We start from the raw sequence: 15,233 nt of genomic DNA on the forward strand, positions 1-15,233 counted from the left end.
GACAAGCAAGGGCGTGAGCAGGGGATCATGAGCAACAAGATGTGGGGCGGCCGGTTCTCGGAACGTCCCGATGAGATCATGGAAGAGATCAACGTCTCCATCGACGTCGATCGTCACCTCTTCGCCCAGGACATTGCTGCGTCCAAGGCCCACGCCGCGATGCTCGCCAGCCAGGGCATCATCACGGCCTCTGATGCGAAAAATATCGGCAAGGGTCTAGACACGATTTTGTCAGAGATCGGCAAGGGCGGCTTCGCGTTCAAGCGCGCGCTCGAGGACATTCACATGAATGTCGAGAGCCGCCTGTCCGAGCTGATCGGCCCCGCCGCCGGACGGCTGCACACGGCGCGCTCGCGCAACGACCAGGTCGCGACCGATTTTCGCCTGTTCGTCCGCGACGTCATCGATGAGACCGATGTGGCGCTCGCCGCGTTCCAGCAGGCCCTGGTGGAGCGCGCGCTGGAGCACGCCGCAACCGTGATGCCCGGCTTCACGCATCTTCAGACCGCGCAGCCCGTCACCTTCGGCCACCACCTGCTTGCCTATGTCGAGATGGCCGCGCGCGACCGCGGCCGCTTCCAGGACGCGCGCAAGCGGCTGAACGAATCGCCGCTGGGCGCGGCCGCGCTCGCCGGCACCTCATTCCCGATCGACCGCCACGCCACCGCGAAGGCGCTGCTCTTCGACCGGCCGATGGCGAACTCACTCGATGCGGTGTCCGACCGCGACTTCGTGCTGGAGACGCTGTCGGCGGCCTCGATCTGCGCCGTGCACATGTCGCGCTTTGCCGAGGAGATCGTGATCTGGACCTCGCCGCTGGTCGGCCTGATCCGCCTCAGCGACAAGTTCACGACCGGCTCCTCGATCATGCCGCAGAAGCGCAACCCGGATGCCGCCGAGCTCGTGCGCGCCAAGACCGGCCGCGTGATCGGCGCGCTCAACGGGCTCCTGATCGTGATGAAGGGCCTGCCGCTCGCCTATCAAAAGGACATGCAGGAGGACAAGCAGGGCGCCATGGAGGGGTTTGCCGCGCTGTCGCTGGCGATCCGCGCCATGACCGGCATGGTCCGCGACCTCGTGCCCGACGAAGCGAAGATGAAGGCGGCCGCCGGCGAGGGCTACGCCACCGCGACCGATCTCGCCGACTGGCTGGTGCGGACGCTGAAGATGCCGTTCCGCGAGGCCCACCACGTCACCGGCCGCATCGTGGCCAAGGCCGCCGAAGGCGGCGTCGCGCTGCACGAGCTGCCGCTGAAGGAGATGCAGGCGATCGAGTCCAAGATCACCAAGGACGTGCTCGGCGTGCTCTCGGTCGAATCGTCGGTGAAGAGCCGGACCAGCTTCGGCGGCACCGCGCCGAAGAACGTGGCGTCGCAGGCCAAGGCCTGGGCGAAGCGGCTGGAAAAAGAGCGAAAATCGGGCTGAGGGCAAAATTTCGCTTATGTTTCATGGTCATCCGGCTCTCGCCAGAGCGCGCCAATCTCTGTATGGTGCGCGCCGCGTAGTGGGGATTTCGTCGTGACGTCAAAGTTTCGCCCGGCCGGCTCGGGGTGGGCCATCATTGTCCTTAGCCTGACGGCGCTGGCGCTCGCCGGTTGCGGCCGCAAGGGCCCGCTGGATCTGCCGCCGACCGCCTCCAATGCACCCACGGCCAACGGTGCTGCGCCTGTTGACACCGAGACCGAAGCCCAGAGGACGCCGAGCGTGTTCAATCCCACCTACGGTGTGGACGCCGCGCCTGCGGCGGCCAAGGGCAGGAAGAAACCGTTTATTCTCGACCCGCTCCTGGACGAACCTCCCGGCAATAAATAAGCCGGGACAACCGAGCCTGCGCCATGAACCATTTCGACTATCGCAACGGCGTGCTGCACGCCGAGGCGGTGAACCTGTCCGAGCTGGCCGCAACCGTCGGCACGCCGTTCTATTGCTATTCGACCGCAACGCTGGAGCGGCACTATCGCGTCTTCACCGAGGCCTTCGCCGGCGAGAAGGTGCTGGTCTGCTACGCCATGAAGGCGAACTCCAACCAGTCGGTGCTGCGCACGCTGGCCAAGTTGGGAGCCGGCGCTGACGTCGTCTCCGGCGGCGAGTTGAAGCGGGCGCTAGCCGCCGGCATTCCCGCTAGCAAAATCCTGTTCTCCGGTGTCGGCAAGACCGAAGACGAGCTGCGCGCCGCGCTGGCCGCGGACATCCTCTGTCTCAACGTCGAATCCGAGCCCGAGCTCGAGCTGTTGTCGCGGCTTGCGGCCGAGATGGGCAAGACCGCGCGCATCTCCGTGCGCGTCAATCCCGACGTCGATGCCGGCACGCATGCAAAAATCTCCACCGGCAAGTCCGAGAACAAGTTCGGCATTCCGATCGCCCATGCCCGCGAGGTCTATGCGCGCGCCGCAAGACTCCCGGGCATCGAGGTGACCGGCACCGACGTACATATCGGCAGCCAGATCACCGACCTCTCCAAGATGGAGACCGCGTTCCGGATCCTCTCCGAATTCGTGCAGACGCTGCGCGCCGACGGCCACAACATCAGCCATGTTGATTTCGGCGGCGGCCTCGGCATTCCCTATTACATGGACCGCGAGGCGCCGCCGGCACCCGACGCCTATGCCGCCATGGTCAAGCGCGTCAGCCACAATCTCGGCTGCACGCTGATGTTCGAGCCGGGGCGCATGATCGTCGGCAATGCCGGCATCCTGGTCACCAGGGTCATCTACGTGAAGCACGGCGACGGCAAGAATTTCGTCATCATCGACGCCGCGATGAACGATTTGATCCGCCCGACGCTATACGAGGCGCATCACGACATCCTGCCGGTGACGCAGCCCGCCAAGGGCGCCGCGACCATCACGGCCGATGTTGTCGGTCCGGTCTGCGAGACCGGCGACTACCTCGCGCTCGACCGCACGCTGCCGACGCCGCAGCCGGGCGACCTGCTCGCCATCATGACCGCCGGCGCCTATGGCGCGGTGCAGGCCGGCACCTACAACACGCGGCCGCTGGTGCCGGAGGTGCTGGTGAAGGGCGATCAATACGCCGTGGTGCGCCCCCGCATCGAGGTCGAGCAGCTGATTGCGATGGATACGCCGGCGCCTTGGTTGTGAGGCGCGCGGCGGCTCAACAAATCCGATGTCGTCCTGGCGAAGGCCAGGACCCATTACCCCAGGGCTGATTTGGCGCGAAGCTGCTAACTACGAGTCTTCGCCAAACCTCTCGCTGGGGTAATGGGTCCCGGATCTGCGCTTCGCTTGTCCAGGACGACATCGGGGGGAATTGCACGCGATGCTACTTCCCCGCCAATCCGCCCTTCGCTCCAACCACCACCCCCGCCTTCCGCTCGATCGGCTTGATCGCCGCGGTGAAATCGGATTCTGCGCCTTCCGCGCTGATCACAGTCTCCCACAACCGCCCCACGGCATCAGCGACTTCCATCGACAGGCCGAGCTGCTTCATCTCCTCCAGCGCCAGCCGCACGTCCTTCACCATCAATCCCGTGGCGAAGCCGAAATCGAACGTGCGCGGCAGCACCGAGCGCGGAAACTTGTCGCGGCTCGCGGTGTTCATGCCGGAGCCCGCATTGATGACGTCGATCATCACCGCGGGATCGAGCCCCGCCTTGACTCCCATCACCACGGCTTCCGACGTCGCCACGATCGCGGTGGCCGAGAGGAAATTGTTGGCGAGCTTCATGGTCTGCGCCGCGCCCGGCTGCTCGCCGATGAAGAACACCTTTCCGATCACGTCGAGCGCAGGCTTCAGCAGCTCGAACTCCGCCTTCGGCCCCGAGACCATCACCGCCAGCGTGCCTTTCTCGGCGCCGCCGACGCCGCCGGACACGGGACAGTCGATCTGCACGATGTCGCGCTTGGCCAAGAGGCCGTGGATCTTCGCAGCCATCGCCGAGCCGACGGTGGAGAGATCGATGAAACGTTTCGCGCGCTTGCCCTCGATCACGCCGTTTGCGCCCGTCGCGACCTCGAGCGAAGCCTGCAGCGAAGGCAGGCTCGCCATCACGGTCTCGATCTGGTCGGCGACGTCCTTCGGCGATGTCGCAGCAGTGGCGCCGCGTGCCACCAGCTTGTCGACGACCTCCTGGCGCATGTCGAACACGACGAGCTTGTGTCCTGCTTCAATCAGCCGTCGCGCCATCGGGAAACCCATGTTTCCGAGCCCGATGAATCCGATGTCCATGGTATTTCCTTGTGGTTGTTGTTCGTTGTTGTGAAAGATGCGCACTCCACCCTCGGTGTCGTCCCGGACCAGCGCGCCTTAAGCGCGCGCCGATCCGGGACCCATAACCACAGGCAGAAATTGTTGCGCGAAAGCGGTAACTCCGGGTCCCCGCAACCACACCGGCCTGTGGCTATGGGTCCCGGATCTGCGCTTACGCTTGTCCGGGACGACGGCGGCGGGTGGCTTGCCGCTCACGCCTTCCCATCGATCTCCGAAAACACCTCGCGCGCGATGCGAAAACTGTCGACGGCCGCCGGCATGCCGCCATAGATCGCGACTTGCATCAGGATCTCGCGGATCTCCTCGCGGGTGACGCCGTTGGTCAGCGCGCCCTTCAGATGTGCGCGGAATTCGTGCTGGCGGTTAAGGATCGCGATCATCGCGATGTTGAGCATGCTGCGGGTCTTGCGCGGCAGTTCCTCGCGGCCCCACACCGTGCCCCAGCAATATTCGTTGAGCATTTCCTGGAACGGACGGTTGAAATCGTCGACGTTCTTCAGGGCGTTGTTGACATAGGCCTCGCCCAGCACCGCTTTGCGGACTTCCAGGCCCTTGTCGTGCATCTTCTTGTCCATGGCGTTTCCTTCGTTTTCCTCGGGATGGCGCCGCGGAAATTACGGGGTCGAGCCGGGCCAGTCACGTCCTCGTGTTATGCGGGAAAAGGGGTGTCTCCCGTCCAGGAACGGATGCCTCAGTGCTGCCGTTGTGATAGGCTTCTCTCTACCGGGCAACCTGGAGAGCTGATTGAACGGCGTCACCCCCGACCCGTCAGACCCGATCCGCGATGGCGACGCTCTGTCGCGGCTGAAGCTGGCGCAGGCCCTCGATCGGGCCATTTATGCCATCGCGTGGGAGCGTGCCTGGCCGAACCTGGCGCGGCTTCTGACCGTCATCGGTCTGTTCCTGGTGGTGTCCTGGGCCGGGCTGTGGCTATCCTTGCCGTTCGTCGCCCGCGCCATCGGTCTCGTGATTTTCGCCGGCATCGCGATTGCCGCTCTGTTCCCGTTGATTCGCTTCCGCTGGCCGAGCCGGGAGGAGGCGCTGAGCCGGCTCGATCGTGGCTCCGGTATCCGTCACCGCCCGGCGACCACGCTCACGGACACGCTGACCTCGCAGGACCCGGTTGCCAAGGCGCTGTGGCAGGCGCAGCGCGAGCGCACGCTGGCCTCGCTCAAGCGCATCCGCGCCGGCCTGCCGCATCCGCGGCTCGCGCTCCACGATCCCTGGGCGCTGCGCGCGCTCGTCATGGTGATGCTGGTTGCGACCTTCTTCGCCGCCGGCGACGAACGTGCGATGCGGCTCGGGGCCGCCTTCGACTGGAACGGCGTGCTGGCCCCGACCAATGTTCGCGTCGACGCCTGGGTGACACCGCCGCTCTACACCGGCAAGCCGCCGATCATCCTGTCGGCCGCCAACAAGGAAGCCGCAGCACTGCCCGCCAGCGGCCCGCTTGCCGTTCCCGCCGGCTCGACCCTGATCGTACGTTCCTCCGGCGGCAGCCTGGATGTCGCGGTCTCCGGCGGTCTCAAGGAGGTCGCCCCCACGGAAGCCGCGCCCAAGGGCACCAACGAAAAGCACTTCGCCATCGCTGCCGACGGCACCGCGCATGTCCGCGCGCCCTCGGGCCAACCGCAATGGGCGTTTGCGGCAACGCCGGACCGTCCGCCGACGATCGCACTCGCCAAGGACCCCGAGCGCCAGGCGCGCGGCGCGCTCCAACTCTCCTACAAGATCGAGGACGATTACGGCGTCACCGGCGCCGACGCGCACATTGCGATCCGCCCCGCCGACGCCAAGGATAACATCAAGGACGCCGGCAAGAATGGCGGCAAGGATAACGCGAAGGACAACAGCAAGGACGCCGACGCCAAAGGCGCGGCGCGGCCGTTGTTCCAGCCGCCGCAATTCCCGCTCGTGCTGCCGAACGCGCGCACCCGTAACGGCGTCGGCCAGACGGTGAAGGACCTCAGCGAGGATCCCTATGCCGGCGCCGACGTCACGCTGACGCTCACCGCCAAGGACGAGGCCGGCAACGAGGCGCGAAGCGAGCCCTTCAACCTGCGCCTGCCCGAGCGTCTCTTCACGAACTCGCTCGCGCGAGCGCTGATCGAGCAGCGCCGCATCCTCGCGTTAGACGCCAACAGGAATTCCGAGGTCTACACCGCGCTCGACGCGCTGATGATCGCGCCCGAATTGTTCACACCGGACGCCGGTTGCTATCTCGGCCTCCGCAGCCTGGCGTCCCAGCTCGAGGCGGCCCGCACCGACGACGCGCTGCGCGAGGTGGTGGCGAGCATGTGGGCGTTCGCGGTCACCATCGAGGACGACGGCGTCGCCGGCAGCGTCAACGCGGCGCTGCGCTCGGCGCAGGACGCACTCAAGGCGGCGCTGGAACGCGGCGCCAGCGAGGACGAGATCAGGGTGCTGACGCAAAAGCTCCGCGAGGCCATGGCCGGCAAGGTGCGTGACCTCGCCCGGCGCGCCGAGCAAAATCCGCTCGGACCGCGGCAGCCGTTCCCCGCGGAGGTCCAGCTCATCCTCGACAAGGCCGTCGAGTTGCGACAGAAGACCCAGCATGCGACGCCCGAGCAGCTCGAGGAGCTGGCGCAGCAGCAGGACGCACTTCGCCAGCAGCTTCAGGCCTATCGGAAGTCGGCGAGCAACCGGGCCAAGGCGGGTAACGAGGGGGCCAACCAGTTTACGCGAGACCGGAAATGCGGAAGCTAGCACGCGTGCCAGTCTTGAGGGCGATGTCGATCGCCAGTCTCGCCTTCTTGTTGGGAGGCTTGTCTCCTGCGGCTGCCCAGCTGGATCAGGATCCCGATGCGCTGCTCGACAGCGCCGAAAAGGCCATGCAGGATTCCGGCGACAGCCTCAGGCAGAAGGAATCCGGGAAGAGCCTGAACAACCAGTCCGACGCCATCCAGAAGCTCGAGGAATACAAGCGGGCGACGGAACGGAGCCAATCCTCCAGCCGTGATCGCAACGTCATCACGCAACGCGATCTCGACGACCTCCTGAGGCAGATCGAGAAGGCGGCGCGCGAAGGCAATCGCGAGGCGGCCCAGCGCATGCTCGAGCAGCTCGCGCAGATCATGGAAAATCTCCAGATGGCGCAGCCCGGGCAATCCGGCGACAGCGACATGGAGCAGGCGCTCAACGAGCTCAGCGACATGATCCGCAAGCAGCAGCAATTGCGCGACAAGACATTCAAGCAGGGCCAGGATTCCCGGCGTGACCGCTCACGCGGCAAGCAGGGCGATCAGTCGATGTCGGACCTTCAGCAGGACCAGCAGGCGCTGCGCGACCGCCTGAAGAAGTTGCAGGACGAGCTCGCCAAGCGCGGCCTCGCGCAGAAGGGACAAAAAGGTCAGAAGCAGCAGGGGCAGAAGGGGCAGCAGGGCGAGCAGGGCCAGTCCGGCCAGAATGGCGATCAGGACGGCGACCAGGGCGATGACGACAGCAGTCTGGATGACGCCGACGGGGCCATGGGCGATGCCGGATCGAAGCTCGGCGAGGGCAATGCCGACGGCGCCGTGGATTCGCAGGGCAAGGCCCTCGAGGCCTTGCGCAAGGGCGCGCAGAAGATGGCCGAGGCGATGCAGCAGGGTGATGGCGACGGGCAGGGCGATGGTCCCGGCAATCGCGCCGGCCGTCAGCAGAGCGGCGGCAATCAGACCGATCCGCTGGGCCGTCCGCTTCACGGCCGCGATCTGAGCGACGACTACACCGTCAAGATCCCCGGCGAGATCGATGCCCAGCGTGTCCGCCGCATCCTCGAAGAGCTCCGCCGCCGCCTGGGCGATACCTCGCGCCCGCAGATCGAGCTCGACTATCTCGAGCGGCTGCTGAAGGATTTTTGACAACTCGATTTCTGGCCGCACACCCAGTGTCATCGCCCGGCTTGACCGGGCGATCCAGGGCGGATTCAACCGCTCGTCGCAACACTCCGTGTATCACTCACCTGTAACAATTGGTCGAGAGTTTTGGCGGGTGTTTTCCAGCCGAGCGTCTTTCTGGGCCTGGTATTGAGTGCGAGAGCCACGGCCTCGAGGTCCTCGGCATTGTGCATGCTGAGATCGGTCCCTTTTGGAAAGTACTGACGCAGCAACCCATTCGTGTTCTCGTTGGTGCCGCGCTGCCATGGGCTATGAGGGTCGCAGAAGTAGACCTGTACGCCTGCATCGATCCTCAGACGTGCATGCTGTGCCAGCTCGGCTCCTTGATCCCAAGTCAGTGACCGACGCAGTTGCTCTGGCATGGTGACGATTGCGCGGATGATGGCATCGCGCACGGCCTCAGCGCCATGTCCGGCGAGTGCTTTCTTCACCCCAGCTTCCTGTTCCTGGCCCGTCATGCGCGGTAGATGCAGCAGAATGGTAAAACGGGTCGTGCGCTCCACCAGAGTGCCGATCGCGGAGCTTCCAAGGCCCATAATGAGGTCACCTTCCCAGTGGCCCGGCACAGCTCGATCGGCGGCCTCCGCCGGACGCTGACTGATCATGATCTCGGAAGGAATAAAGCTTCGGCCTTTACGCGCGCGCGCCCTTGGCATCCGCAACGCCCGCCCGGTGCGCAAGCAGGCCGTCAGTTCGCGACGCAAAGCCCCTCGTCCCTGCACATAAAGCGCCTGATAGATCGCCTCGTGACTGATGCGCATCGTCTCATCCTCGGGGAAGTCGAGCCGAAGTCGCCGCGGAAATCTGTTCCGGGCTCCATGCCGTCGCCCAGCGCCGGTTTTGCCGATGTACAGCCCGGCGCCCCTTCCACACCACCTTCGGGCCAGGGAGGGGCTTCCCGTCCGGCTTGGCGATCATACCGGCAAGCCGGTCTTGCACATAATCCCGCAGGGCCGGATTGATTGCCAACTTCGCCAATTTGGGCCGTCGGGCGGATCGATCAGCGCGCCATTGTGCCGTGGTCGCGCGGTACTCTGCAGCGCCGTGGCGACGCGCCACATTGCGTCGGAGCTCACGAGAGATCGTGCATGGCGGCCGATCGAGCTGGCGAGCTATGGCTCGCACCCCATGCCCCTGCGCGCGCAAGATGGCGATCTCCTCACGCTCGGCGAACGAGAGGTAGCGCCCTGATGAGGGTTTTGACGACCGCGACAAATGTGTTGGCGGCATACCGCCCGCCCTCCGGAACCAGCGCACTCCGACCGCCGGCGACACCCCGGCCTCAATCGAAGCATCCTCGCTCGATCGCCCCGAGGCAATCGCGACCCAGAACGGTCTGTAATGCTCTCGCAGGGCCTTCTGAGCACGACCCACCCGCACACAGCTCTCCATCGCAACCTCCTTGCTGGAGTGTTGCGACGAGCGGTTGAATCCGCCCAGTATTCCAGAGACGGAAGTGATTGAGTCGAGAGGCTGCGGCGTACTGGATGCCCCGGTCCCGGCTCCGCCAAGGCTACGCCGGGGCCACAAGGGTGCTCGGCCGCCGAAGCTTTAGCGAAGGCGGCAAGCCGGCGCATGACAGCGGAATGTGTAGCTCGCCCCGCCGCTACCTCTTCTTCGCCGCCAGCGCATCCGCCACCGCGGTGCGGATGTCGGCGACCGAGAACGGTTTTGTCACGACGTCGTGCACCAGCGCGTTGAGGTTCGAGGCGCGCTCGCGCTGGTCGGCAAAGCCGGTCATCAGCAGGATGGTCAGGCCGGGGAAATCGCGCGCGGCGGAGAGGGCCAGTGCGATGCCGTCCATGACAGGCATCTGGATGTCAGTGAGCAGCAGGTCGAACGCGCCGTCCTCGCGGGTCAGGATCTCCAGCGCCTCGGCGCCGTCCTGCGCGGTGACGGTCTCGTGGCCGTCCATGGCGATGGCGCGCGCCACCAGCGTGCGCATCGAATCCTCGTCGTCGGCGATCAGGATTTTCGGCATGAGACCAAACCTTGGGACCAACTCCCGCTTGCGAGGCTGATTATACGCTGCCGCCGGCAATGTCGCGGCGGTTGAAGAAGCGAACGTCGATATTGCGGCCCTCGGGCGGCGGCGAGGCCAGGCGCGAGCGGAAGAAGGCGCGCTCGCCGGGCCGCAGCACGGTCTGCTCCAGCACCGTGTTCCAGGCGTAGATCTCGGCGCCCTGCGCGTCGCGCACGGCGAAGCGCAGGCGCGGGATGTCGAGCGGCTTCTTGCCCTCGCCGACGATCACGCCCTCGATCACTAGCACCTGCTTACCGTCGACGGTTTCGCTGGACAGTTTGACGTCCTTGAAGGCCAATCCTCTCAGATTAACCTCGAGCCCGACCATCTTGTAGAACGCTGCCGTCTGCGGCAGCAGCCGCACCATGTCGCCACGCCAGATCGCGAGCGCCACGACCAGCGCGCCCATGGCGGCGCAGGCGGTCGGCAGGCCGAAATAGGTTTTTCGCGGCGCCGTGGCGGCGGCCGGGCGGCTGACCCGCGCGCCGCGGCGACGGAACAGGCCGCGGAACCAGGACTGATGCTGCGCGCCGGCGACGTCCTCCTCGGCGGCCCGGGCCGCCGCTGACCACTCGTCCTCGATCTCCCTGGTGTCCTCGGTCGGCCAGTCGCTGGCGATCGAGGGGCTTTCGACCATCGGGGTGTCAGCCGCGCTATCGTCCTTGGCGTAGGAGTTCCACTGCTCGGCGAGGTCGGACTGGTCCTCCGCCTGGCTGGCCGCGGCCATGGCCGGGACGGACGCCTCCTCGATGGCATCCTCAGCATGGGCGACCCAGGTCTCCTTGCAACGGGAGCAGCGCACCGTCCGGCCGTTCGCGCCCAAGCTCGCGGGCTTGATGGCGTAGGATGTCGTACAATGAGGGCAGACGATATGCATGGACGAGCCTTGATGCATGGACGAGGACTTGGACTGGTCTTGACGATGTCACGGTCGTGGAGAACCGGGCGGCCCTTATGCTACCGGGCGAGCGTTAACGAACCGGAAACCATAACGGTCGCAAAACCCGTTAATCGCGTATGTCGGGGCACAACCGTGTGGCCCGCGCCCCCTCTCGAACGGAGCTGAGCTTGGTTCGGTTCGAAAATGTCGGATTGCGTTACGGTCTGGGGCCGGAGATCCTGCGCGACCTCAGCTTCCAGATCCCGGCGCATTCGTTTCAGTTTCTCACCGGACCGTCCGGTGCTGGCAAGACCTCGTTGTTGCGCCTGTTGTTCCTGTCGCATCGGCCGACGCGGGGCCTGGTCAATCTGTTCGGCCACGATATCTCGCGGCTCGGCAAGGACGAGATCGCCGACCTGCGCAAGCGCATCGGTATCGTGCTCCAGGATTTCCGCCTGCTCGACCACATGACGACCTATGAGAACGTCGCGCTGCCGTTCCGCGTCATGGGGCGTAGCGAGTCGAGCTATCGCAAGGAGGTCATCGATCTCCTGCGCTGGGTCGGCCTCGGTGACCGCATGGATGCGCTGCCGCCGATCCTGTCCGGCGGCGAGAAGCAGCGCGCCGCGATCGCGCGCGCGGTGATCTCGCGCCCGCAGCTGCTGCTCGCGGACGAGCCGACCGGCAGCGTCGACCCAACGCTCGGCCGCCGCCTGCTGCGGCTCTTCATCGAGCTCAACAAATCAGGCACGGCCGTCATCATCGCGACCCACGACATCGGCCTGATGGACCAGTACGAGGCGCGGCGGCTGGTGCTGCATCAGGGACGGCTGCACGTCTATGAGTAGGACCGACGAGCGCGGCGTACTGGTCGACCTCGGGCAGGAGCGTCCGCAGCTTCCGGCCAAGGCACGCAACATGTCGCCGATCGTGCCGCGTGCCTCGATCCACGGTCGCGCGCTGGTCGCCGTCGTCGCCATCATGACCTTCCTCGCCTCGATGACGACAGGCACGGTGCTGCTGGTCAGCGCTTCCGCCGCCGAATGGCAGTCGGAGGTCGCCAGCGAAATCACCATCCAGGTCCGTCCGCTGGCTGGCCGCGATCTCGAACGCGACACCGCGGCGGTGACGGAGGCGATGCGCGCGCAAGCAGGCATCGTCGAGGTCAAGCCGTTCACCAAGGATGAAAGCGGAAAGCTGCTCGAGCCCTGGCTCGGCACTGGCCTGTCGATGGACGATCTGCCGGTACCGCGCATGATCATCGCGCGCGTGCAACCGGGCACGCCACTTGATCTCGGCGCCCTGCGCGCACGCGTCACCCAGGTGGCGCCGAGCGCGAGTGTCGATGATCACCGTGCCTGGATCGAGCGCATGCGTTCGATGACCAATGCCACCGTCCTCGCCGGCATCGGCATCCTCGCGTTGGTCATCATCGCCACCATCATCTCGGTGTCGTTTGCGACCCGCGGCGCCATGGCGGCGAACCGCCCGATCGTCGAGGTCCTGCATTTCGTCGGCGCCGGCGACCGCTACATCGCCAACCACTTCCTGCGCCATTTCCTTAGGCTCGGCTTGGAGGGCGGCGTGATCGGCGGCGGCGTGGCGATGCTGCTGTTCGGCTTCTCCGAGTCGATCGCCGGCTGGTTTTCCGGCACCCCCGTCGGCGACCAGTTCGCAGCCCTGCTCGGCACCTTCTCGCTGCGGCCATCCGGCTACATCGTGCTCGCGGTGCAGGCGGTGCTGATCGGCGCCATCACCGCGGTCGCGTCACGCCAGACACTGTTCGCGACCCTGAACGATGTCGAATGAGATTTCTTCGCCTCTCCCCGCTTGCGGGGAGAGGCCGGAATGCGCGCTGAAGGCGCGGATTCCGGGTGAGGGGGACTCTCCGCGAGTCCGACTGTCTCCGTCCCTGCGGAGAGTCCCCCTCACCCCAACCCTCTCCCCGCAAGCGGGGCGAGGGAGCGCAGCCGCCGTCGCGGATAGCGTTGTTGTCCATCGCGTTGATTGAGCCCAACAAACCAGACTCCACTTCGCCTCAAAACGTCTTAAAATCACCTCAGGGAAGGGATCACCGACATCGCATGACCTCGCCGACCGAAGATCGATCGCCGAAACTGCCGCGCGGCTGGCTGCGCGCGACAATCGTGTCGACGATCGCGCTTGCCTTCGTCGGCGCGGCAGCGGGCTTCGTTGCGTTCCTGTCGCAATTGCGCGGCGCCGAGATGGTGCCGGACCGCAAGGCCGACGGCATCGTGGTGCTGACCGGCGGGTCCTCGCGGGTGTCGGACGCGATGGAGCTGCTCGCTGCCGGCTACGGCAGGAGGCTCCTGATATCGGGCGTGCATCCGACCTCGACGGCGAGCGATATCTCCCGGACCCTGCCGGAGAACCAGTCCTTCATGACCTGTTGCGTCGATCTCGACCGCACCGCGCTCTCGACCCGCGGCAATGCGGCGGAGGCGCGGCGCTGGGCCGAGGGACGCCGGTTCAAATCGCTGATCGTGGTCACCTCGAATTATCACATGCCGCGCGCGCTGGTGGAATTCTCACACGCGATGCCGCAGACGACGCTGATCCCGTTCGCAGTCGTCGGCGACAAATGGCGCGAGGAGCCGTGGTGGACTTCGCCGTCGACGTTGCGGCTGCTGCTGTCGGAATATGCCAAGTACGTCGCGGCCGAGGCCAGGGTGCGGCTGGAGAATTTCGGGATTGACCTTTCGCCCGAAGTGTCGGAGCAGCCTTCAGGCTTGCAGCCGAAGCGACCTGCCACCGCACAGGCCAATTGACCGGCAATGATCGGATCGTCGATGTTTCTGATTTTCCTGCGCTCGCTCGTGTTCAACGTGCTGTTCTACGCCGTGCTGATATGCCTGGCGATCGTGGCGCTGCCGACCTTTGCGCTGCCGCCGCGCGCCATGCTGACGGTCGCGGAATGGTGGGCAAAGGCGACGCTGGTCCTGATGCGCGTGATCTGCAACATCAAGGTGGAATTCCGCGGGGTCGAGAAGATTCCGCAGGGCCCATTGCTGATCGTGGCCAAGCACCAGTCGTTCTGGGAGACGTTCGTGCTGCCCGGCTTCTTCGACCGTCCGATATTCATTCTCAAGCGTCAGCTCATGCAGATCCCGGTCTTCGGTCAGTTCCTGGTCAAGACCGGCATGATCGCGATCGACCGCAATGCCGGCGTGAAGGCGCTGCTGGACATGACGCGGCGGGCGCGCGTGGCGGTGCGCAGCGGCCGTCAGCTCGTGATCTTTCCGGAAGGCACGCGGCGCGCGCCGGGCGCTGTCCCCAACTACAAGACCGGCTTTGCGCAGATCTATTCCTCCTGCGGCGTGCAGTGCCTGCCGATCGCGCTCAATTCCGGCCTGTTCTGGCCGCGCCGCACCTTCATGCGCTATCCCGGCACGCTGGTGGTGGAATTCCTCGATCCACTGCCGGCGGGCCTGCCGAAGGACGAGTTTCTCGCGCGCGTGCAGACGGCGATCGAAGACGCGACCAGCCGTCTCGTCGAAGCCGGCCGGAAAGAGCAGGAGCAGTTGATCGGCTCCGCGCCGAGCTATGCGCCGTCGGAGAGTTAGCGATCTCGATCTTCGGCCGGCGCCGGCGCGTGCAGAGAATGCGCATCACCGTGCAGCATCGTCGCAAGCCGGTGCAGCTGCGTGTCGCGAAAGCCTTCGGCCTCGATTGCTTTCACCGTCGCGGTCACGTAGTCCCGATTGGCGCCGGACTGGCCATGGCCCTGGATGACATGGCGGTGCTGCTCGGTAAGCGACAGCCGGCCGGCATATTGGACATGGCCGCGGTCGACGACATAGGTGAGTGCGGAGACGCGCTGGCGCGCATCGTTCTCCAGCCACACCGAGCGCATCACCTCACGGTAGACCGAGGTGACCTGCTCGCGTTCCCGCAAGTAGGCGACGACCTCGGTGCGGTTCTTCTCGGCGACGCGGAAGGCAATGCCGCGGCAGGCGCCGCCGCGGTCGAGCCCGAGCACCAGACCCGGCTTCTCCGGCGTGCCGCGGTGCACGAAGGAATAGACGCAGAGCGCGCGATGCTCGCCGACCAGCCGCGCCGGGACGCGCTCCTCGAATTCGAAGCCCGGCCGCCACATCAGCGAGCCGTAGCCGAACACCCAGAGGTCATCCTTGGCTGTGGTGACGGAAGGGAGGGGGATTTCCGACATTTCCGGCACGGC

14 protein-coding genes and 1 pseudogene are annotated in these 15,233 nt (G+C 65.8%); 9 read left to right on the forward strand and 6 right to left on the reverse strand.

What is annotated here, in order from left to right:
* The first annotated feature begins 27 nt into the window (after positions 1 to 27).
* From argH to lysA, 3 genes are all read left to right on the forward strand, one after another.
* Positions 28 to 1,425, forward strand: a complete 1,398-nt coding sequence (argH, locus tag XH85_RS06380; RefSeq protein ID WP_128931209.1) for an argininosuccinate lyase — start codon at positions 28 to 30, stop codon at positions 1,423 to 1,425.
* 93 nt (positions 1,426 to 1,518) lie between these two features.
* The gene (gene lptM, locus XH85_RS06385; RefSeq protein ID WP_091891254.1) at positions 1,519 to 1,812 is read left to right on the forward strand and encodes an LPS translocon maturation chaperone LptM; all 294 of its coding nucleotides are present in this window, start codon (positions 1,519 to 1,521) and stop codon (positions 1,810 to 1,812) included.
* A 23-nt stretch (positions 1,813 to 1,835) separates the two neighbouring features.
* The gene (gene lysA / locus XH85_RS06390; RefSeq protein ID WP_128931210.1) at positions 1,836 to 3,101 is read left to right on the forward strand and encodes a diaminopimelate decarboxylase; all 1,266 of its coding nucleotides are present in this window, start codon (positions 1,836 to 1,838) and stop codon (positions 3,099 to 3,101) included.
* Between the two features lie 181 nt (positions 3,102 to 3,282).
* Here the strand turns inward: lysA and XH85_RS06395 are convergent, their stop codons facing one another.
* Together XH85_RS06395 and XH85_RS06400 are read right to left on the reverse strand one after the other, a co-directional pair.
* Positions 3,283 to 4,188: an NAD(P)-dependent oxidoreductase gene (locus tag XH85_RS06395; RefSeq protein WP_128931211.1), complete on the reverse strand. Its 906-nt coding sequence runs from the start codon at positions 4,186 to 4,188 to the stop codon at positions 3,283 to 3,285.
* A gap of 233 nt (positions 4,189 to 4,421) precedes the next feature.
* Positions 4,422 to 4,805 (reverse strand): carboxymuconolactone decarboxylase family protein, encoded by a 384-nt coding sequence (locus XH85_RS06400; protein WP_091891246.1) that lies wholly within the window; start codon positions 4,803 to 4,805, stop codon positions 4,422 to 4,424.
* 169 nt (positions 4,806 to 4,974) lie between these two features.
* On the opposite strand from XH85_RS06400, the gene XH85_RS06405 reads away from it, so the two are divergent.
* Both XH85_RS06405 and XH85_RS06410 read left to right on the forward strand, forming a co-directional pair.
* Entirely contained in the window at positions 4,975 to 6,957 is a 1,983-nt protein-coding gene (locus XH85_RS06405; RefSeq protein ID WP_128931212.1) for a TIGR02302 family protein, read from the forward strand.
* Positions 6,945 to 8,093: a DUF4175 family protein gene (locus XH85_RS06410; RefSeq protein WP_128931213.1), complete on the forward strand. Its 1,149-nt coding sequence runs from the start codon at positions 6,945 to 6,947 to the stop codon at positions 8,091 to 8,093. Before XH85_RS06405 ends, XH85_RS06410 begins: the two co-directional genes overlap by 13 nt.
* 65 nt (positions 8,094 to 8,158) lie before the next feature.
* Here the strand turns inward: XH85_RS06410 and XH85_RS06415 are convergent.
* From XH85_RS06415 to XH85_RS06425, 3 genes and pseudogenes are all read right to left on the reverse strand, one after another.
* Positions 8,159 to 9,521, reverse strand: a pseudogene (locus XH85_RS06415) (IS30 family transposase).
* Between the two features lie 214 nt (positions 9,522 to 9,735).
* A complete protein-coding gene (locus XH85_RS06420; RefSeq protein WP_128931214.1) occupies positions 9,736 to 10,110 on the reverse strand; it encodes a response regulator in 375 nt (124 codons plus the stop codon).
* A gap of 40 nt (positions 10,111 to 10,150) precedes the next feature.
* On the reverse strand, positions 10,151 to 11,029 hold the full coding sequence (locus tag XH85_RS06425; RefSeq protein ID WP_164940424.1) for an MJ0042-type zinc finger domain-containing protein: 879 nt from the start codon (positions 11,027 to 11,029) through the stop codon (positions 10,151 to 10,153).
* A 191-nt stretch (positions 11,030 to 11,220) separates the two neighbouring features.
* On the opposite strand from XH85_RS06425, the gene ftsE reads away from it, so the two are divergent.
* The 4 genes from ftsE (at position 11,221) to XH85_RS06445 (ending at position 14,616) form a co-directional block, all read left to right on the forward strand.
* Positions 11,221 to 11,880 carry a cell division ATP-binding protein FtsE gene (ftsE, locus tag XH85_RS06430; protein WP_020508614.1) on the forward strand — a complete coding sequence of 220 codons (660 nt, stop codon included), beginning with the start codon at positions 11,221 to 11,223 and terminating at the stop codon, positions 11,878 to 11,880.
* Positions 11,873 to 12,841 carry a cell division protein FtsX gene (locus XH85_RS06435; protein WP_128931216.1) on the forward strand — a complete coding sequence of 323 codons (969 nt, stop codon included), beginning with the start codon at positions 11,873 to 11,875 and terminating at the stop codon, positions 12,839 to 12,841. Before ftsE ends, XH85_RS06435 begins: the two co-directional genes overlap by 8 nt.
* 275 nt (positions 12,842 to 13,116) lie before the next feature.
* Complete coding sequence (locus tag XH85_RS06440) at positions 13,117 to 13,821, forward strand: YdcF family protein (protein ID WP_128931217.1); 705 nt, start codon at positions 13,117 to 13,119, stop codon at positions 13,819 to 13,821.
* Positions 13,822 to 13,842: 21 nt separating this feature from the next.
* Entirely contained in the window at positions 13,843 to 14,616 is a 774-nt protein-coding gene (locus tag XH85_RS06445) for a lysophospholipid acyltransferase family protein (RefSeq protein WP_128931218.1), read from the forward strand.
* On the opposite strand, the gene XH85_RS06450 is transcribed toward XH85_RS06445, so the two are convergent.
* The gene (locus XH85_RS06450; protein ID WP_164940423.1) at positions 14,613 to 15,221 is read right to left on the reverse strand and encodes a gamma-glutamylcyclotransferase; all 609 of its coding nucleotides are present in this window, start codon (positions 15,219 to 15,221) and stop codon (positions 14,613 to 14,615) included. The two genes, XH85_RS06445 and XH85_RS06450, sit on opposite strands and share 4 nt — an antisense overlap.
* Positions 15,222 to 15,233: the final 12 nt, after the last annotated feature.

The sequence above is a fragment of the Bradyrhizobium zhanjiangense genome (assembly GCF_004114935.1).
Taxonomy (GTDB): domain Bacteria; phylum Pseudomonadota; class Alphaproteobacteria; order Rhizobiales; family Xanthobacteraceae; genus Bradyrhizobium; species Bradyrhizobium zhanjiangense.